This window comes from Ruminococcus flavefaciens 007c (assembly GCF_000571935.1).
Classification (GTDB): domain Bacteria; phylum Bacillota; class Clostridia; order Oscillospirales; family Ruminococcaceae; genus Ruminococcus; species Ruminococcus flavefaciens_F.
The window spans coordinates 38,660-59,082 of the sequence record NZ_ATAX01000022.1 but is presented as its reverse complement, the minus strand read 5'-3'; the positions used below and the strand labels follow the sequence as shown (position 1 = coordinate 59,082).

General features: G+C 39.2%; 12 protein-coding genes and 1 pseudogene. 5 read left to right on the top strand and 8 right to left on the bottom strand.

Features of this window, described 5'->3' with window-relative positions:
* Positions 1 to 3: 3 nt before the first annotated feature.
* The 5 genes from RF007C_RS16420 to RF007C_RS06635 are packed head-to-tail and all read right to left on the bottom strand — an operon-like array spanning position 4 to position 11,761.
* Positions 4 to 3,138, bottom strand: a complete 3,135-nt coding sequence (locus tag RF007C_RS16420) for a helicase-related protein (RefSeq protein ID WP_028514513.1) — start codon at positions 3,136 to 3,138, stop codon at positions 4 to 6.
* Between the two features lie 4 nt (positions 3,139 to 3,142).
* The gene (locus tag RF007C_RS06650; RefSeq protein ID WP_028514514.1) at positions 3,143 to 5,464 is read right to left on the bottom strand and encodes a UvrD-helicase domain-containing protein; all 2,322 of its coding nucleotides are present in this window, start codon (positions 5,462 to 5,464) and stop codon (positions 3,143 to 3,145) included.
* A 5-nt stretch (positions 5,465 to 5,469) separates the two neighbouring features.
* Entirely contained in the window at positions 5,470 to 6,909 is a 1,440-nt protein-coding gene (locus RF007C_RS06645; RefSeq protein ID WP_028514515.1) for an Hsp70 family protein, read from the bottom strand.
* On the bottom strand, positions 6,909 to 8,369 hold the full coding sequence (locus RF007C_RS06640) for a hypothetical protein (RefSeq protein WP_028514516.1): 1,461 nt from the start codon (positions 8,367 to 8,369) through the stop codon (positions 6,909 to 6,911). Before RF007C_RS06640 ends, RF007C_RS06645 begins: the two co-directional genes overlap by 1 nt.
* Before the next feature lie 11 nt (positions 8,370 to 8,380).
* Positions 8,381 to 11,761 (bottom strand): HIRAN domain-containing protein, encoded by a 3,381-nt coding sequence (locus tag RF007C_RS06635; RefSeq protein WP_028514517.1) that lies wholly within the window; start codon positions 11,759 to 11,761, stop codon positions 8,381 to 8,383.
* Positions 11,762 to 12,169: 408 nt separating this feature from the next.
* On the opposite strand from RF007C_RS06635, the gene RF007C_RS06630 reads away from it, so the two are divergent.
* The 3 genes from RF007C_RS06630 to RF007C_RS06620 are packed head-to-tail and all read left to right on the top strand — an operon-like array spanning position 12,170 to position 15,327.
* Entirely contained in the window at positions 12,170 to 13,765 is a 1,596-nt protein-coding gene (locus RF007C_RS06630) for a hypothetical protein (RefSeq protein WP_028514518.1), read from the top strand.
* A 15-nt stretch (positions 13,766 to 13,780) separates the two neighbouring features.
* Entirely contained in the window at positions 13,781 to 14,815 is a 1,035-nt protein-coding gene (locus RF007C_RS06625) for a hypothetical protein (RefSeq protein WP_051456572.1), read from the top strand.
* Between the two features lie 2 nt (positions 14,816 to 14,817).
* Positions 14,818 to 15,327 (top strand): hypothetical protein, encoded by a 510-nt coding sequence (locus RF007C_RS06620; RefSeq protein ID WP_051456571.1) that lies wholly within the window; start codon positions 14,818 to 14,820, stop codon positions 15,325 to 15,327.
* 118 nt (positions 15,328 to 15,445) lie between these two features.
* On the opposite strand, the gene RF007C_RS06615 is transcribed toward RF007C_RS06620, so the two are convergent.
* Together RF007C_RS06615 and RF007C_RS06610 are read right to left on the bottom strand one after the other, a co-directional pair.
* Positions 15,446 to 16,585, bottom strand: a complete 1,140-nt coding sequence (locus RF007C_RS06615) for a helicase-related protein (RefSeq protein WP_152537156.1) — start codon at positions 16,583 to 16,585, stop codon at positions 15,446 to 15,448.
* Between the two features lie 105 nt (positions 16,586 to 16,690).
* Positions 16,691 to 17,563 carry a LysR family transcriptional regulator gene (locus RF007C_RS06610; RefSeq protein ID WP_037298468.1) on the bottom strand — a complete coding sequence of 291 codons (873 nt, stop codon included), beginning with the start codon at positions 17,561 to 17,563 and terminating at the stop codon, positions 16,691 to 16,693.
* 109 nt (positions 17,564 to 17,672) lie between these two features.
* Here RF007C_RS06610 and RF007C_RS06605 point away from each other — a divergent pair, with 109 nt between their 5' ends.
* Entirely contained in the window at positions 17,673 to 18,704 is a 1,032-nt protein-coding gene (locus RF007C_RS06605) for a YeiH family protein (RefSeq protein ID WP_031561569.1), read from the top strand.
* Between the two features lie 74 nt (positions 18,705 to 18,778).
* Positions 18,779 to 19,027 (top strand): annotated as a pseudogene (locus RF007C_RS06600) (DNA topoisomerase III); the annotation flags it as partial.
* Between the two features lie 55 nt (positions 19,028 to 19,082).
* Here the strand turns inward: RF007C_RS06600 and RF007C_RS06595 are convergent.
* A complete protein-coding gene (locus RF007C_RS06595) occupies positions 19,083 to 20,423 on the bottom strand; it encodes a relaxase/mobilization nuclease domain-containing protein (RefSeq protein ID WP_242836281.1) in 1,341 nt (446 codons plus the stop codon).

Sequence of the window (20,423 nt, the reverse complement as noted above, 5' to 3'; positions counted from 1 at the left end):
CTCCTATCTCTTTATAAAATAAATATTGGCAGCAGGTTCAACATTTCTTACAGAATTGAGTATAGTCGGAATATCTGAACCGTTTTGATTGTCTGCACTACGAAATAGAGCTCTATCTTCGTTATGATAATCTGAAAACACTAACTTATCAGGGAGACTGTCTGCAAGCTCCTTCCAGCAATCCAAGTAATAATTCAGCCATTCTTCTGCATATTCCTTAATGCGAGGCTCAATGTCATTGACTCTTTTCAATATACTTTGTTTTACAAGTTCGACATCTCTATCATTTCTAAGGAATTTACAGGCATTCTCATTGGGATTGTATCGAGGTATAGTATGCCTGATGATAGCCATCATAGCGCAATGCAGAGCTTTTTCAATAGCACGGGGAGAATATGAGGTAACACTTGTAGCTTCAACATATTTATAAAATGTACTGTGATAGTAACAAAACTGCTCATAGTAAGACTTATCTCTTGACCTCATACTGTTGTAAATGGATATAACAAGACCGGGATTAGTTCTTCCTACACGGCTGGTAGCCTGAATGTACTCTGAATTGGATTTTGGCTGACCGTAAACGCACATAACTCCGAGTCTGTCAATATCTATACCGACAGACAGCATATTGGAAGCCATGATGTAGTCGAAACAATCCTCGCTGGTGTATTTATTGGCAAGCCTTTCGAGGACAGCTTTGATTTCCTTTGCTGAATTACGGCTTGTAAGCTCGTTGTTTCGGAAATATGAAGGTATATCGGCATTTGCACAGTCAATTTTCATATTGACACTTTCAGCTTCTTTTTTGAATTTGTAAGTCGCAAGATACTTGATTTCTGCTGATATACGGTCTGATATGATAATTGAATTTGAGCCAAGCTCTTTAAGCGTGTTGAAATAGCCTACATATGTGTAGAACTGATCGACAACATCGGTTGGTTTTCCCTGTAACCTGTACAAATGCTTCATAAAGGTTAGCAAAGCAAATGTTTTTATAAGCATTTCCGACGTTCCTGAGCCAATAGAACATATACCAAGATATGTTCTTGCAGGACGCTTTGACAAATCGGCTTCTATGGCAAAGAATGAATCGGTATGTAACAAACCGTTCGGAGGAAATTGTATCATCTTCCTGTTATAAAGGATCTTGATCTGATTATCCGCATTCTTTACAGTTGCTGTAGAGGCTATAATTTTTGGAACTTTACCGTAATGCTTGCAAATATTTTCGATTGCCATTTCATATATTCCGGTGATTGAGCCAAGCGGCCCGGAAATAAGGTGAAGTTCATCTTGGATGATAAGCTCAGGTGGTCTACAGCCGTTTGCACCGAGTAGATTGCCTGCTTGTTCTTCCCATGTTATTCTTGCAAATTTATCAACTGTGCTAAGAACGAATGTCGGGGCAATACGATAGATATCATCATCTACTACATAAATCGGTAAATGGGTATGAAATTCGCATTCATGGTTATTACAGCAGGAAATATTCATACTGCCGTTGCTGACTTTATAACCACCTACACCGATCTCTGCTCCGCACCAGGGGCATCTGGTGATCTGCATAGGATTTGCTTCGTAAATAGTTGCTGTCGAATCTTCACGGATTTTCTTTAAGGTTTCAGTGGCATCTTCAATATGATTTGGTGTCATACCCGAACCTATCCATAATCCGATAGAGATCTCGTTGCCTGGTATACCGTACTTCTTTCGCATATGCTCACAAGCACATACAAGAGCTGTAGCTCTTTCAAACTGCTGTAGCGTAAGAAGTCTTAGCGTATACCTCATGATAATGGTTACGCCGTTTATATCGTCCTTATTGCTACTAAGCCTTCTAAAGAAGATAGAGAAAGCGGAAAGACCGAGATAAGCTTCTGTCTTACCACCGCCGGTAGGAAACCACAGAAGGTCAACATCTTTATGAAATTCAGAATCATTATCTACGATATCAGGAATGATTTGCAGGATATAAGCCATCTGGAAAGGATACCAGCTTACAATATCAGGTGAGCAATGCTTTGTTTTAACACGCTGCAGGAGCATAGCTTCGTTCATATAAAGAAAGGATTCCCAAGCTTTATCATTCGTTTTTAGCGTTTCAACGCCTTTACGCAATCGGGAGATACAGCGTTCGATCTTTTTGAATGAATCGGAAGCTGTATCTGGATATTTCTTGATTAGTTCTGTGCTATTTTTTAATTCGTCATACCATTTTTGATACTGCATGATAAAGGAATCAAGCTGATGACAAGCCATGTTCCTATCCGCTTTGCTCCAATAATTCATATAAAGGTATTCAGAGTTGTCAAATAACCTCGGCATCATCTGCAACATTCTGAATTGCGGTATGAATTCACTCTTTACTTCGGTTACGATGCCATGTTTTTCAACATGAACAGATGAGCATCCATGACCATAAGAATAATTGTTTATAGAATCATATAGCATATCATTCTTTTCTTCTTCAAAAGACTTATGGATATTTCTTCTGTAAACAGGCATGAAGCCCTTATCGTTCTTAATAGAGAGAATACATTGAAACAATGCACCTCCATTGCTTTCTAAGAATTCATTTCCTGCTTTCTTCTTATTAAGAACAGATACAGTTACAAGTTCGCTGCCGTCATCGTTTATTTTTCTGACATGAAGATATACTATAACATCGCTATTACCTTTATCGGAAATAACTGAATTGCATACTTTATCCGGAACAACGATCTCAGTCTGAAATTTTCGTGCTTCTCTTGTGTAATAATGTTTTCTGATTTCTTTTTCATTTTCGTTTATTATCTTTTCAGAATGATGATAAACAGCATAGTTAAATATGATATTCAGTCTATTGTTCGGAAACGATGCAAAGGAGACACCCATTGTAGATGGTTTGAAAACACTGATGTTCTTCGGTTCTTCGCTATCTTCTGATTCGTCATCAAACATTTCTTCCATTGAGCGATCTATATCGACTGGTTCAGAGTCTTTGCTTTTCGGCTGTGCCCAAAGAATTCCGAGCGAATAACGACTTAATGGTTCTTCCATTTCTAATACTTCATCATCTTCAACCGGACCGACAAAATCAGTCCTGAGATGATCAGCAATATCATCTATTGCATTATAAAACTCTGAATAATGCGACATTTAATCACTTCTTTTCAAATACAAGTTTGGCAAGTCCTGTTATCTGAATACCAAAACATATCCTTGATTTTTGATATTCAATCGGAATATTTGCACTGAACTGTTTCAGCACCTCAGTGGTTATACCACTGACATAAAGGTTTTCTAATCTGTCAGGCAGATTGAATTTATAATCCGTCGAACTTACACCCATATCAAGCTCACTTATCATCTGCTTAGATAGTGAACCAATGCAGCGTCCATTATGAAATATCTCATACAATCTGGTAGCAGATGAACGCTTTGCAGAAAGTTTATCATATAGTTTGATATTATGAATGATGTATTCCTGTAAATCAAGTATAGAGTCGAAATCGCCGGATACAAACGAATTATTATCAATATCTCCAGTCAGTCCTACTGTTATACACTTGCAGTACCGATTGTTTGTCTTATACATATTATGAAGTCCTGTTTCGATAACTCGTCCTGACATCGTTCGCTTAAAATACTTTGAATTCTTTTTCATAGTAATGAACTGCGACTTAGGGCGAGTAAGTGCTACATACCGAACTCTTGCTTCTTCTGCACTGTCAGAAGAAGGCTTTATATCCGACTCGATGAGGATAACCCTGTCATATTCGCTGCCTTTTGCTTTGTGGATAGTTGAAACTGTAAGCATAGGAGCATTATCATAAAACTCACCTGGGATGTTATTAGTTATCGTAAGTGCGGTAGTCAATGCAGGAACATTTATTACAGCTTTATCCTGTGAGTCTGAAAGTTTACATAAAAGTTCCCAAAGCGTTTCGGGATCTGATTTCACATTCGCCCTGAAGGAGATTCTCTCAATAAAGGTGCTTTTGCTTATCGTATCACGGCAGTAATCCCAGAAAACGTCAGCAATCCACCGTGGAAGAGGAACAACATTGTTTACACCTCTGTTCAATGTATGAACTATGCCTTTTTCGCATAACAATCCGCTTATGTATTCTGCTTCACCATTGTTTCTGCACAGAATGGCTGTTGATACTGTTGGAGGCTGAGTAAGTGTTTTTATGTACTGTTCAACCTTTGTTTTGCCTGAATACTGCGATATTATGCTGTTTGCGTATTTGTTCTGTTCCAAAAAGCTCTCGCTCAGCAATACTTTACGCATCTTTGTTGCTTCTTCGGCTAAATCTGGAGCTTGTCTTCTATTGACAGTTATTTCATATCTGAGCATATCATCAGGGAACTGCTTTTCAGCAAGTTCATAGAACTTTACTGAGTCAAGAGTTGCATCATTATCTGCTTCGTAATCATATATTGACTGACAGCGGTCTCCGGCAAGCAGATAACCACAGTTTAAGTGCTTTAATATTTTGAGTACCATTTCAGCACGTTCATTTACAAGATCCTGTATCTCATCGACAATAAAGTAACTTATACCTTCAAAGTCCTCTGGCGTTATATGCTTATTAAAAAGTATTATTCTTTCGTTATAATCATAGTTGTCAAAGTTTTCTGTAATAACACCTTGCTCGCGCATAGCCATTAAAAAATATGTAGCATAGGAGTCAAATGTCAATACGCAGATGTTTTTAGCAGAAGGCTGTAGTATACCGTTAATGACAGCCTCGTCTATCTTACTTTCAACAACTTTCTTTGCTGAACGTGTATAACATAGGATATATATTTCATCAGCAGAACACAGGTTGTTTGCAAGAATATAAATCAAACGCTGAATGATAGTATAGGTTTTTCCTGTACCTGGACCTGAATTCATTATGATGTGTGAGTCTAATGGAGCTGAAACAATGCAATCAGGCGAAGTTATTTCTGCGTATTGCTTGCTTATTTCCTTTATTTCTTCGACAGCTTGTTCTGTAGGAGCGACGTATTCTTTAGGGGTTTCTTCTATCTTCGCTGTGTTTCTGTCTCTTTCAAAAACAACAACATCGTCCTGTATGATGATACCAAGCGCCTCAAAGAATTCTTGTAAGCTCTTCTTTTCTTCAGCATCATCTTCTGTTACTGGTTCACGGGTTATTACTTGCGGAAAGCATCCATTGAAACCTGGACAAGCAGTGTATTCGCATCTGCTTTGCCAACGAAGAACACCATCTATCATTACCGGACCAAAAGACATCTGACCGTCTTTAGCGTATGCACAGGTTTGATTTCCCGATAATATTTGATTTTGTACCTGTGTTAACGGAATTGCTTCAAATCCAACATATCGCCTGCGTATATCATTAAGCAGTTTAGCTCCTGTTATTTTCTCAGTATACTTTCTGTCCCTTCTGATGTCAGGATCGCTTCTGATATATATGTTTGAAGCAATACTTATATTTGATTTAATCATAATAATTATTCCTCAACATCTTTTAGATCATAATAAAACCTCAGCTTATTTATTTCGTGTTTCACGTGATAACCGTTTCCAATATAGTCGTTCTTTATAATTACTCTTGCTATCTGATCTTTTCCGATTTCAACCAACAAATCAAATTTTTCGTCAACATAGCCCTTGGCATTAACCGAAATTGTTGCATATCGGTTTTTACCAGTAGAATCAGTAAAGATGAAGTGAGCATCGCTGGAATCGGTTGTCAAAGAGAAAGAAATAGGTTTACTCCTGTCACCAACCTTATTAATATCTTTCTTCAGGATAGGGTATGTTTCATCATCACTTAGCAGAATACAAATATCATCGCCAAGCCTGAAATCGCAGTCTATCGCAGAAGTGATAGCAGCTCCCTTAGCAACCATCCACTGATACCTGTTGTTCTCATCGTCAAATATGATTTTTTCTTCACCAAATAAAGAAAGAATAATATCTGCAAACGGTCTTAAACTGCTTGAACCGCCAGCGAGAATAACAGCATCAATGTTTTCGGGGCTGACATTGGCTTTCTCCATTATTTTCAGTATAGAATTAAGTACGTTTTCTGTTATTAGTGGAGTGATAATGTCAGAAAATGTGTCGTAGTCAATGTCTACTGGTCTTGAACCTTCGCCCAAAGTCATAGTATAATCGTCGTATTCAGAGAATTCAATCTTCATACGTTCAACTTCATTCATAAGCTTGTCTTTTCTTCGGGATTCAAGCTCTTCAAAGGAAACATCAGGATATACCTTAGGCATTAGTCGTAAAGCAAGCTCCTTATCAATATCATCGCCGCCGAATTTGATACCATAAACGGCATCTTCATATACCTGGTTATGTTTCAGGTTAAGAATACTCAGATCGAGTGTACCTCCACCGAAGTCAATAACCATGACCTTTGAAAAAGCCTTTATATCTGTGACTTTAGAAATATATGCAGAGGAGGATTCACTAACGAAGCCTTTTACCTTAATACCTACCGCCTCTGCAGCTTCTAACAGTTCTGTTCTTGCTTTGGCTGAAAAATCGACCGGAATAGAGAATACAGCTTCATTAAAATCAGGTCTTACTGCATCAACGGTCGCTTTAACATATCTTAAAAACAGAAATGCTAAAGCTTTTCCATTGTATCTTACGTTATTTACTACGATCTCACGGTCTGTTCCGAGAAGTGATTTAAATGAAGTGATAATCTGATAATCATCTGCATATTCATTAATTCTTTCCTTGACTTCACGACCAAATTTAAAATCATTCTTTATTGTCTTTGATATAGCAATACAGGAACTGAATGGAGTAAGATCCTTGCCGTCAGTACCGTATCCCGTTCCCATAGAACCCTTGCCTTGCTCATAGTTATATAGGAAGACAGATGTATTTGTTGTACCAAAGTCAATTCCATAATATGACCCGTTTTTCATTAATTATTCCCCTTAAAATCAATACCGTTTCTCTCAAGAGAACGGAAAATCTTCTTTATGATTGCTTGTAAGGACTCATAATTTTCCTCACTGACATCTGAAAACTCGTATTCAAGCCAGTCCTCATACAAGAATGAAAATGCCTTTTTCAGTTCCGAGCGTACCTTTTCTGCTTCAAGAGAGGATTCACGACTATTAATGGCATAAGCATCATTAAGCTTGCTGTCAAGTTCAGTGTTCTGGCTTTCGAGAGAAGAAAGCTGGTTTTTCAACTCATCATTTTCGGCTTTAGCGGCCATTAAAGACTGATTAGCAGTTTGAAGTCTTGATCTATACTCTGATAACTGAGCTTCTAAATCTGTTATTTGGCTCTTTAATGCGATGTTCTCAGTCCCTAATTCACGACTCTTATTGATTTCGCCCTGAATTGATTCAAATGCTTTTCCAACAGGAGTAATCATATCTGTGAAAGCAGTAATAATTGCTTCCTGCTCTTTATCCATATCCTTTTTCAGTCTCTCATAAAGGATTTGAACTGAACTTTTAGCAGGACGAGGTTTTTCAGGCGCAACAGCTGAAGTAGGATTAGCTTTGTCACTTGTTTCAGCAATCGGCTTTTCGCTTGTTGTTTTGGAATCTTCATTTGATACATTTGAAGTTTTATTCCCGGTTTTATCGGCTATAACAGAAGAAGTCGTATTTGTATCTTCGTTTACTATAGGAGAAACAGCGTTTTCGCCGTTTGTGACCTGAACTTTCGCAGGCTTTGCTTCTTCTGTAACTTCATTTGAAACGATTTCTTCCTCTATTTTCACTGCTTTTTCGTTTGGTTCTGTACTATTGTTTGCTGGAGCTGAAGAAAGTCCGTGCTTAATAGACCATTTTTCAATTAAATCGGAATAAGTTTTGAGTTTACCTTTTGTAATTAGATCAGCAGTAATTTTGTTGACATTTGCTAAACCTTTTTCGTTTATGGAGCTAAAGTCTACAAAATAAATTTTGCCTTTAGTTTCAACGACAACTCTTTCAAACTGTGACATATTTTTATCAGATTTTAAGCCGATATTAGCAACAAGAGTGATTAATTTGGCAATAGTCTTAGAATTATAGGAAGAATCGGTGTAGTTGTTTATTACCTTGATAGCCATTGTAGCATACTTTTTAACATAAAAGCGTTCGTTACTTGTGTCTGTATTAGCACCGATATAACTATTAATAATCGACTCAACTATGTTAAGTGGAATAATAGAACCTTTGGTCAACTCATCAAAATACTGACCGCACACATCTGCTGAAAAAACAACAAGCCGTTCTGCAACGTCTTTAGCATCGCCGTTCTGTGACAATTGCTTTAATAGCATTACTACTTCATTAGTTTGAGTAACATTTAGAGTGGACTTTTGTTTCTTATATTGTTTATACATCTTGTCGAGTTCAGCTTTGATATCATTTATATCCATTGATATTCTCCTCACTTGCTTATAATGGTAATCATATCATCATCTATATGACAATACTTTTGAACTGCTGTTGTTATGGTTTGTAAATCGGGAAGGTTGTTGATTGTTATTATCTGTAAGCCGTTAGACAGCTTATTGTAGCCGTCAACAGGAACTGCCTTTCTATAAAAAACGCTGTTTCCATTTAATCGTATAGCCTGTCCTGCTATACGAGCCATTCTGAACGGCTTACAGTTGATTGAAAACTCACATACTTTGTTTAATGCATCAGAGTAATCGTAAGCTCTGATTATGTTGCCATTAAGCCTGAGAACAATGTGCATTGAATCTGCACTGATTTCCTGCGGCTCCACTGGAACTGTATCAGGTATTGTCGCTTCTGAGGTCATTGTTTCAGGCTTATCTTCAATAAGTGAAACAAGCTCTACATGAGTATTGTCCTCGTTATCATTTTCAGATAGTGCATAGTATCCGTCCTCTATTTCTTGAAGCTCTGAGCATTCGGACATTAATGCTTCTATCTGATCCTCAGATGCAGTAGTAATGCCTTTATGAGACAGTAGAGTTTTAATTTCATATGCTCCAAAACCATATTCATATTGCAGATTGTCGCTGTTTTCCTTAATAACTTCTATGATTGATTCGATTGTCAAATCTTCTGTTTCGTTCTCATTTACTTGGATGACTTCTGCATCTGTCCGCTGTACTTCTGGTGTAACAGGAGGGTAATCACTCTGATCAGGAGCAGTTCCAATCTCAATAGGCGCTGCAGTCAATTTTTCTGCTGTGTTTCCATCTGCTTGGATGGCTTCTGTATCTGTCCACTGTACTTCTGGTGTGACAGGAGGGTAATCATCCTGATTAGGAATAGTCTCAGTCTCAACAGGTACTGTTTTTTCAGGTATATTATGTTCTGAATTGTCTGGTTCAGCTTCTTCATGTGAAAGCATTGTTTTATTCAGAGTATAGCAGCCTTTACCAACGGATTGGAAGGATCGGTCAAGCATTAAAATCTTTGATATTTCAAAAAGACTGAAACTTTTTCTGTAATATTCTTTAATCAGGCTACAGAGACTTTTCGATGAGAAGCCGCCCTTGTGTTCGTGATATTTAGTTATCTCAGGAGCATCACTTGACATAATCTCTATAATTACATCCTGTAAAACGAAAGGTTTAGAAGCATCAGGCGTAAAATGTAAAGGTGTAGTTGCTGCAGTATTATCCGTAGTGATGCTTGTTGATTCAGGTGTGGTATTTTCCTGATTTGAAGCGTTTTCCTTGGCGCCAATATAGCTTAAAAGCTTCTTAACTCCTGCTGTTAAGCTGTTATGAGCAGTAATGTTCATTTTTACGAAAGCATCGCAGTTAAGAAGTTCATCAAAAGTTTTTCTTGCTTCCTCATAGCTTTGTGCTGATAATAATCTTTGTGATTTTAGATTCTGTTCCCGTGCTATTCGCTCAGATGTAGTTACAGACGAATAATAGCTTTGGGCTGTTGCATCAGCTAAGCCCGTCACATTTGTAAGCCATTCAATAAAGCTTTCCTTGGATATTCTATCTTTATCGGCAATGGAAGGTTTGATTTCAGGATGATCGGTAACAACTGTGTCTTTAGATTCATCGTGTGAACTTTGCAGTTCAGGCATAGAATCTATGGTAAGCTGCTGGAATTCCTTTGCATTGTCATTATCACTATCATCAGGTAAAATAGTCTCGATAATCTTTTCCTGTGTAGTGTATTCGATGATCATATGCTCATCATCAATAGAGCAAATGTCCATCAAATATTTTATGTGCTTTATAATATCAATAGCGGATAAATTTCCTTCAGCAAAGAAATTTGCAGATATTCTTATAGGTCGGCGTAGATAGTGTGAAAGGGTTTTATCTGCAAAATCAATCCTGTGTCCATATAAAGATTTGCCGGATAAAGTCTTCAAAGAATCAGAATAAGCATTGTCAGTATATAACTGAATAAGGAACTTAGTATATAGTTCACGCCAGCTTTCTACCGAATGCTGTAACTCGTTCAATATAAAAGAACAAGGTTTGTAATATGTGCAGTTTTGTGGATTATCAAAATCTACTGTTTTGATAACATATGGCTGCGTGCTGCTTGGAGGCTGATAATTCTTCTTTTCCAATGCACTTTTGAGTCCATCAACTGATATATCGGCAAATTGAATAAACTTGATTAAAGAGTTACTGAAACTATTATGTCTGCGTTCGTTTGCATCTATATACTCATTTCTTTGAATAAGTGACTCTATCATTGAACCTACTGTATCGCTGGAGTTCGCTCCAATAATGCTTCTTTTTACACCATAGATAGTTTGATACAGTTTTTCTATGCTGTGTATATTGGATATATACTGCTTCGCTGACGATTCGGATACACAGCCGTCTGATATAAGCCAATCAAAGAACGCTTGTTCTGTAAGCTGTGGACTATCGGAAAGATTTGTTTCAGGTTCATGTTCAACTGTTTGCGGTGCTGATTGAAGTGGTTCAGAAATCGTAAGATTATTTGAAGTTGGTGTATCATTTTCCTTCATAACAGTTATTGTTTGCTCAGGATCATGATTTTCCGGAATAGAAGTAGGATTTATGCTGATATTAACATAAGCTGTAGCAGCATCAAGCAACGAGGTTAGGAGTTCATCATACGATCGAAATTTCTTTCTTCTTTCACGAATTTCACTCTGAACCCGATGGTATTCGTCCTCGTCATCAATATCAAGTGACTCGTTATACGCCTTTTGGATTTTCTTCAAAATATCACTCACATCAGCTTTCAGATCACTGAGGAAGGGAGTTAAGTTCTCCTTGGTTATAGGAGTGTATTTTTCAGAATTCTGCTTTATATCATAGCTTTCAATAAGATCACTTGAACAAGAATGAAGTTTCTGTATTAAACGAGCGCTATTCAAAGACAATAATAATTCATCGACATTAACTTTTTCAGAATAAATGAATGCAAGATATTCAGTTGTTCTTTGGGCATAGCCGTTAACAATGTTTTGAACAAAACTCAGAATATCGGCTTCAATGTCTTCCTCACTATGATTTTTAAGTTCAGAAGTAATTTTAACAATGAGTATAGGTCTTTCTGGATCAGGCTCTGATTTTACAATTTCAATAGAAAAACTGTATCTACCGCTATCTATTGCAGGAGCATATAATGATGCATATCCTTTAGGCAGATAACCAAGTTCTTTTCCGTCCTCTGTAAGTAAAAGAACAGCGTTATGGTCATGTGGATTATCACTCTGATGTCTTAGTATAAAACCTTGCTGAAGAAACAGAGGATTATGGTTTACTGCTCGACCTTCATACTGTGTACCGACTATCTCTATAATTGCTTCTCTTTGTATTTCCATAATATTATTCATGTTATCAAACCTTTCGGTAAAATCGTTGTCCGAGTAACATATATATAAATTATTGTACCACAATTTCACCAAAAAATCAAGCAAAACAACTATTTTTCTCGCTCTTTTCACCGAGGAATATTATGCTTTGTATATACTGATTGTAAAAAAATAGAAAGCATTATCCTACAAATCAGAATAGAGCTTACAGTAACAATTTATAATAACTGTTTAACTTTGAATCCACTGGGGTCAAAGTTGATTAAATAATTCCAACATTATAACTTGTGCACATTTCACCAAAATCATCAAAGATACTCGAATAAATTCAGCAGAATACTTGACGTGAATAGCTGATATATGGTATAATGAGCGAAAGAAAAGTGTTTTTTTCGATATGATAATAATTCTAAGTGATAGGGGGATATTATGAATAACAACTTTGCGTGTGAAATCAAGCCTGATTTCTATTGTTCTCGATCAGAATCAATATTTGGCTCCTTATTTAAGGAATACGAACGTGTTATTTTTAGAAGCCTTATATCATCTTTTGGATTAGATTTATTTATAAAAGATCAGTATGGTGGTGATGTTGATACCATTCATAATGTGAGACAAATTGGTGATGGAAGTCCCATGACCTATAAAAATAGAAAAAATGATACTGCATATAAAAATCGTGGAGAATATAATCATAAAGACGTAGAGGGAACTGGTACTAATTTTCAGAGAATAAAGCATGATGCCCGAAAACTATATGGTGAGGACAATAACAATACTGTTCAAGATGCATACGAGGATAAGCCTCTCGGTTTTCTTGGAAAAAGTAAAGGTCATCCAACTGACAGAAGTGCTGAGTTAGACCATGTAATTTCAGCGAAAAGCATCCATGACGATAGAGGTAGAGTACTGTCAGGATTATCAACTGCTGAACTCGCAGATGTGGAAGATAACCTTCAATGGACAAATGAGCATTTGAATAAATCGATGGGTGCAGATGAAATCCCTGATTATATTGCAGCACACCCCGAACTTCCCGAAGACGTTAAAAAGAGAATGATGGATGCTTATAATCGTGCCAAAGCATCCTATGAAGATAAAATTAATAGAGCATATTATTTTGATTTTAGTAATCCAAAGTGCCGACAGTTTTATAAAGAAGCTTTCACTGCTGCAGGAAAACGCGGCATTCAAATGGGGCTTAGACAAGCATTAGGATTCTTATTGACCGAATTGTGGTTCTCGGTTAAAGCGCAAGTTGAAATTAGTGATGGAACATTCACTGGTGTTTTATCCGCCATAAAAACCGGTGTTTCTAATTGGTTTGAGAATTCTCGGCGTAATTACAGGGAAATCTTCACTAAATTCGGAGAAGGAGTAATTAGTGGCTTTATCTCTTCTCTGACCACCACACTTGTAAATACATTCCTAACTACATCGCAAAATACTGTAAAAATCATTCGTCAAGCATGGGCATCAATAGTTGAGTCTATCAATGTTTTGCTGTTTAATAGCAAGGAGAATTATTTGTGTGATCGAATGACGGCGGCAGCAAAAGTTCTTGCATCTGGTGCGAGTGCTATTATCGGAACGAGTGTACAGGAAAATGTAGAATTGAAGCTCGCCGAAATTGCACTCCCTTCTGATATCAAGTCAATTGCATCAACTTTCTGTGGCACGCTGGCAACGGGACTTCTAACAGTGTCGTTCTTGTTTTATATTGACAATGATCCATATAGGAAGTTTCTTGATTGCATATACGGTGCAACAACCGATGAGTTACGTCGACAAGGAGCTTTGTTTAAGGAGTACTGTGCTAAATTGCAGCAAATGGATTTGCACGAGTTCCTAAAAGCAACTGATTACGCATATTCGCTTTCTATACAATTACAGAGTGTAGGTAGCGATGCTGAGGTCAATCGCCTTCTGAAGAAAGCTCAAGCTGATCTTGAGTTAGATTTACCGTGGGGTACTGGCTCATTAAATGAGAAAATGAAAGATCGTTCGTGGGTATTAAAGTTTTAATAAGGAGATGATGCCATGTTAGTTTTGCCAACAATTATTATTGCACTGAGTAGTATTAGTGGCGCGGGCGGTATTGCTCTCTCAGCTAAAAGCTTAGTTGATTCAATGAACGCCGCTGCAACAAATAGGTTTACTCAGGAGCAGAATGAGAGAAATGTTCTTAGATTTCAGGCTGTTTCTGACAAGCTCAATTCTACATTAGAAGAACTGGGAAAACAGCGCATGGTCATCACAAAGAATTTCTCAGTATTTATTAAAGCCTTTGAGCGTATTCATAATAAACCTGAATTTACACGAGAGGAAAGCGTTGATTTTCCTGAGTTTGATTTCAATGAAATTAAAAATGTCTCTATTGTCGCTGCGGATTTTCTCGGTGCAACTGTTGGAGCTATAGGTGGATCGGCATTGGCAGCAGCCGCTACTAGCGGTACTACTGCGGCGGTAATGGCTTTAGGAACGGCATCGACAGGCACTAAAATTGCGGAGCTTTCTGGTGCCGCAGCTACCAAAGCAGCTTTAGCTGCACTCGGTGGAGGATCAATTGCCGCTGGCGGAGGAGGAATAGCACTTGGAACGCTTGTGCTTAATGTCGCCTCTCTTGGTGTAGGTGCACTCGTAGAAGGCATAGCAATGGCATATGCTGGTTCGGTAGCCCAAAAGCACGCTGACAAAGCAAAAGATGAAATGCAGAAGAATGAACTGATTATTAATGATGCGATATCTATGCAGCTCCAAATCAGCAAATCAGCGACAGATATGAAACGCGCATCTGTTGAACTGTGTAATAAGATATATAAACCTCTTGTTCTCAGAATGAAGGCGCTCGTTGATTCAAAATGTGATTGGAACACTTTTTCCGATGATGAAAAGATGTTAGTAGAGAACACTGTCTTGATTGTTCAGATACTGCACTATTTAAACAATACACCATTGTACAAGGTCACAAAACTCAAAAGTGATGGCGAGATTGAGGAAGTGGTTTCCAACTCTGATGAAGTAAAGTCAGCATTAAATAAAGCCAAAAGTGAAGCAATCAGATTGGAGGTATAGCGATGTCTAATAATTACAAAAAAGCTATTAAAGACAAGAGATTAGAAGCCGGTAAACTTATGACTGAAAAGCAAATTACCCAATGTAATGCTGCGATACATACTGCTTCGGTCGCAGCCGGTGCAAGTGGTGCGATTCCGATTCCCATTGCTGATGCAATTCCTATCAGTGCTGCACAAGTTACTATGGTTTTTGCACTTGGTAAGATTTTTGAACAGGAAATTTCAGATTCAGCTGCAAAAGGTGCTATTGCAGCAGCTGCTTCAACTTTTGTCGGAAGAAATCTTATTAAACTAATCCCAATTGCAGGATGGATTGTATCTGCAGGTGTTGCTGCTGGTGTGACTGAAGCTATTGGATGGACTATTGCAGTTGATATGGCAAAAAATCATCGAAATAAATATAAAAGTCAGAGAAATGCACAGGATGCAGCTGAAGCATGGGCTGAAGCAGAATCATATAAACAAGCACAAAGTGATTCTGATGACGAGGCAGAGGATTTTAGTGATTAATCACATATTGTAAAAGACTATAAAGAAAAATAGCACTCTCTCTAAGTTTATTTTATTTGACTCGGGAGAGTGCTATTTAATGATTTGGCAACTTTGACTCCACTGGCGTCAAAGTTGCTTATTCAAGCCCCTGGTGCTTGTTTTTTGCCTTATCCTTTGGCGCTTTAGGCTTCTGCATAGCTACACGCTTCGCTTCTTTACGCATCTTCGCTCTCTCAAAGTAACAGGTCTGCTCACGCTTCGGAGCATTCTTCTTTGCTTCGATAGCAGCCTGATTAAGCTCCTCGGTAAGAGTAGCAAGCCGTTCTTCTTTGCTTTCAAGCTCTGCCTGCTGAGGAAAAGGCTCTGCTACGATCTTCTGAGCTTCGGCAAAGTCGAGCCTGAGCTTTGCAAGGCTCTCTCTTACGTTCTCAATTCTGCCGTCTATGTTATAGAGTGCAGACTCAATACGGGGAATGTTTTGAACATTGAGCTTTGCTGTATGTGAAGCGGCACCTTTCAGGCAGGCTGTCAGTCCGCCACCGTTCATACTGCTGTTAAGTGTAGCAGTAAGCTCAAATCCCTGAAAACTGCCTATTTTAGTAGGCGTATCAGCATACTTTATATTACCGAGAGCTTCATTAAACGCTTTGCCTGCTTCTGTCTTATCAGTATAAACTGTCTCTCCGATAGTGATACTGAACACAGGACGCTTTGTTTCGGGATCAATGGGCAGTTTGCGGAGAGCTTCACGGTCAGTATGCAGATCATCAAGGATAGCCATAAGCTTTTTTTCCTTTTCGGGAAAGTCCTTGATCTTATCCTCCATTTCATAAACCGTGTTCTTATGCTCTGCTGCGAGAACCCTCAGCTCCTTAACGTCATTTTCAAGCATCAGCTTTTCCTTTACTCTCTCATCACCCGTACAAAGAGCCTTGATTTCGGAGTAAGTAAGAGCCTGCTGGTCAACGTCCTCGCACTTTCGGGCAGGAGTTTTGCTCGTCATGATCTGAGAGATAAACCTCTGCTTGTTCTCCAAAGTCTGATACGAATAAGCATCAAACGTACCTTTGGTGACATAGCGGAATATCTGCACTTTTTTGTTCTCGTTGCCCTGACGGATAATTCTTCCAGCGCGTTGCTCCAGATCAGCCGGTCGCCAAGGAATATCGAGGTCATGGACAGCAATCAGCTTCTTCTGTACGTTAGTTCCTGTACCCATTTTCGCCGTAGAACCGAGCAGTACACGGATTTCTCCATTACGGACTTTTGTGAACAGTCATTATGGATAATTCCTAAGCAGTTTTTTCCGATATTCATGCTAACTGCAATGTATGAAAGGAAGTATCCCTATGATTGATTAACACTAAATTTCTTCTGTTTTTCATTGCCTGGCATTCCTTTCTCTGTAATTCTCAAATAAGTTTACCGCATATTCCGAAAATGGAGTGTCAAGATAAACATAGTTGAATTCACGGGAAACATTCCAACCTTTGATGCAAAATTCAGCAAGTGCATCATTATTCTCACCTACTGCACGGTAGGCAAATGTGATACAGTTGTTGTTCTCCAACAGCTTTGTAATAAGTCCGAAATTGCTGATGGTTGTAATTCTGTCAAACTCCGCAAAAGAGTGATTATATTCTGTAAGAAGCTGTCCGAGAATATCTCTTGTGCCGCTGCCCTCTTCACGAAGAATAAGATTTTCTATCCATATCTTATCAATCGGAACAGTTTTGTTTGCAAAGGGATGATTTTTTCCGCAGAGCCCCACAAACGGTTCTTTTCTGTAAAGCTTTGAAGCGTATCTACTTTTATCGAAATAACCTTCTATAAGTGCAAAATCAAGCTTTCCTGCGGATAATTCCGATAACAACGTTTCGGTGTTTTCCACGTTGACGGAAATACTGTTTTTCGGCACTGAAAGAAATGCGGAAATATGCTTGTCGATAACATACTCGCCGATAGTTTTTGTTGCACCGATTGAAAGGCTTACGCCATCACTGTGTTTAAGCTCGGCTTTCAGCTTTTTCTCTTGATACAGGACATTTTCGGCATACTTTTGCAGAAGTTCAGCCTCTTTGGTCATAGTCAATGTTCTGCGGTCGTAACTGAACAGCTTACAGCCGTACTGCTCCTCAAGAAAGTGGATATGCTGTGTAACGGCAGGCTGTGTCATATTTAAAAGCTCCGCTGTTTTACGGTAGTTCATCACTCTGCACAGCGTTAAAAATGTTTCAATCCTTGTATCAATCATAGTTTCCTCCTTGATAAGTTTATCTTATCAACATATAATAAATGATAATTTGATTTTATCACATTTCTGTGGTAAAATCAATACATCAGGAAAAAACAAGGAGGACATTATGGAAAAGATAAAAAGCGTGGTAAAATTAGTGCCGGGATTTGCTCTTGCACTTGCAATAGCAGCGGTTGCAAAGCTGATTGAAAGCTTGCTGCCTATTCATTTAATCGGTGCGTCGGTTATAGCACTTTTCATCGGTATGATAATCAATCACTTCTGGAAACCAAACAAAATCTTTTCGGGCGGTCTGAAATTCACCTCGAAGAAGATACTGAAATTTGCAATTATTCTGCTTGGTGCAAGCCTTAACATCAGCATTGTTCTTGAGGTTGGAAAAATGTCACTGTGCGTGATGGTGTTCACGCTACTGACCTGCTTCGGTATCGGACATTTTGTCGGCAAGGCTCTGAAAATCAACTGGAAATTATCTAACCTCATTTCGGCAGGAACAGGTATCTGCGGCGGTTCGGCTATTGCGGCGATTGCACCTGTTATTGATGCTGACGACAGCGATATTGCCTATTCAATGTCCGCTACATTTCTTTTTGATATGGCAATGATTGTACTGTTTCCTATTATGGGTCAGGCAATGGGACTTTCCGATATGGCTTACGGTTTATGGGCAGGCACAGCAGTAAACGATACATCAAGCGTTGTTGCGGCAGGATATGCCTTTTCTGAAGCGGCAGGCGATTTTGCCACAATGGTAAAGCTCACCCGTACACTTTCAATTATCCCCACAGTTATCACCTTTGCTCTTATCAACGCACATCTTAAACGCAAGGAAGCCGGAGCAAACGGCGAGGCAGTCAAGGCAAAATTCAGCATTACAAAAATTATCCCTTGGTTTATTCTTGGATTTTTAGCGCTTACTGTTATAAACAGCTTCGGTGTAATACCTGTGGCAGTTTCTTCGGGAATGAAGGACGTAAGCAAGTTTCTTATGATTTCAGCACTTGCGGCAATCGGGCTTAACACAAGCTTCAAGGATATGAAGAAATCAGGCTTTGCACCAATGCTTCACGGATTTATCATCTCAGCACTCGTAGTTGTGGTTGCTATTGCTGTTGAGTATTTTATTGGAATTGTTTAAATATGCATACTTTACATAGAGCTTCTCACACGAGAGGCTCTTTTTTATTTTCAAAACGAAAGGATGATTTCAGTATGCAGTTAGTGATTGCAGAAAAGGCAAGTGTAGGTTTTGCACTGGCTAAGGCTCTCGGTGTAACCGAAAAGAAGGACGGATATATTGAGGGCAACGGATATATCGTGTCTTGGTGTGTGGGACATCTTGTTTCTCTCGCCAATGCTGATATGTATGACGAAAAGTTCAAGAAGTGGGATGTTGCAGACCTCCCCATTATCCCCGATGAATGGCAGTTCATCATTGCCGAGGATAAGGATAAGCAGTTCGGTAACCGTCACGAACAGCTCTGAGGGGCGTTTCCGTTCGCCAGAGAGTGCATTGTCATTCAAGCTCATTCCGCTTACGCTTCAGCTGATCTCGGCTCTGTTCCTGACGGAGATAGTTCTCGATTTCCACTGATGCCTGCGACAGCTCGGATGCTTTCTGCTTGGCAGCATTATACTCGGCATTTTTCTTCGCACGTTCAGCGTACAGTTCTTCGATACGGCTTTCGATCCTTTCTGCGGTCGGGGTATGTGAGTACGGATACCATTTCAGGATTTTCTGATTGTTTTCATGGTATTCTTGAAGTAAGGCATCATAGGACTTCCTGTATTTTTCCTTTTTCCGTCCCGTAAGCGACTTGTACTCTGTATAGATAGGTCTGAGTTCTCTGAGTTTTTTGATTATCTCAACTTGCTCCTCACGCTCCCTGATCTCATCGGCAAGTTGGTTAAGCTCCTGTGCAAGAACTGTCCTGCGTGAGAATGTCTGAACGGCAGCCTTCTTTGCTTCATCGGGTGTCAATCCATACTTGCTGAGAATGTTCAGAGCCTTGCTTGTGAGCTTCATGTTTGCTCGGTCGATAGCATCACGGACAAACTTGTTCTCGTCTGCCTTCGGAGTGATAACTCTGATTTTCGATTTCGGCACATATATCATAGCGCCCTTGTACTGTTCGATGCATTTTTTGATCTGCTCAGTCTCGTAAAACCAGCCCAGCGTTTTCGCCCTCGTGAACTTCGCACGGGGGTTGCGTTCTTTCTGCTCGGCAAGCATAAACTTCAAGTCTATCTTGTGATCGGGATTGTATTCTACAAGAATTCCGTTCTCGGCGCACTTGGTAAGGAAGTCATCGAAGTCCTCGCTCTGCTTGACCACCTGATCTATGGCGAACTTCAATTTCGTTTTCCATGATAGTCCCTGACGGCTCATATCCCATTCCCAATAACACTTGCCCTTACTCATCTCAGGGTGTGCGATAACGGAAAGATGATGCTTTCTGCAAGCGTCGTCCGTGATACTCCGCAGTTTTGAAAATGATCTGTCCTGCTTTGTAGTCCTGCGGTTCTCATGGGTTTCAAAGGTTCGCCCGTCTATGCAGTTGGTATTATTGAAAACACAATGCAGGTGGATATGCTCCTTGTCGATATGGCAAGCCATGAAATACTGATACTCGCCTTTGAGGAACTCCTCGCATATCTCCTGACCGATCTCCAAAGCTCTCTCCGGCATAATCTCCCCAGGCATGAAACTCACAATGAAGTGCTGGGCAAGGACAGAGCTTCTGCCTGTACCGTTTGCCCGTACTTCTTCATAGTCACGGTGAGCCTGTTCGGGATCAGAGCTGCACCCCTGCGTAACAATCAGCCTTCCGTTATCTGTCTTTTCGGGATTGGCGAT

Coding starts and splice junctions, on each gene's coding strand:
- RF007C_RS16420 (WP_028514513.1), bottom strand. CDS start 3,138: ATGTCGCATTATTCAGAGTTTTATAATGCAATAGATGATATTGCTGAT.
- RF007C_RS06650 (WP_028514514.1), bottom strand. CDS start 5,464: ATGATTAAATCAAATATAAGTATTGCTTCAAACATATATATCAGAAGC.
- RF007C_RS06645 (WP_028514515.1), bottom strand. CDS start 6,909: ATGAAAAACGGGTCATATTATGGAATTGACTTTGGTACAACAAATACA.
- RF007C_RS06640 (WP_028514516.1), bottom strand. CDS start 8,369: ATGGATATAAATGATATCAAAGCTGAACTCGACAAGATGTATAAACAA.
- RF007C_RS06635 (WP_028514517.1), bottom strand. CDS start 11,761: ATGAATAATATTATGGAAATACAAAGAGAAGCAATTATAGAGATAGTC.
- RF007C_RS06630 (WP_028514518.1), top strand. CDS start 12,170: ATGAATAACAACTTTGCGTGTGAAATCAAGCCTGATTTCTATTGTTCT.
- RF007C_RS06625 (WP_051456572.1), top strand. CDS start 13,781: ATGTTAGTTTTGCCAACAATTATTATTGCACTGAGTAGTATTAGTGGC.
- RF007C_RS06620 (WP_051456571.1), top strand. CDS start 14,818: ATGTCTAATAATTACAAAAAAGCTATTAAAGACAAGAGATTAGAAGCC.
- RF007C_RS06610 (WP_037298468.1), bottom strand. CDS start 17,563: ATGATTGATACAAGGATTGAAACATTTTTAACGCTGTGCAGAGTGATG.
- RF007C_RS06605 (WP_031561569.1), top strand. CDS start 17,673: ATGGAAAAGATAAAAAGCGTGGTAAAATTAGTGCCGGGATTTGCTCTT.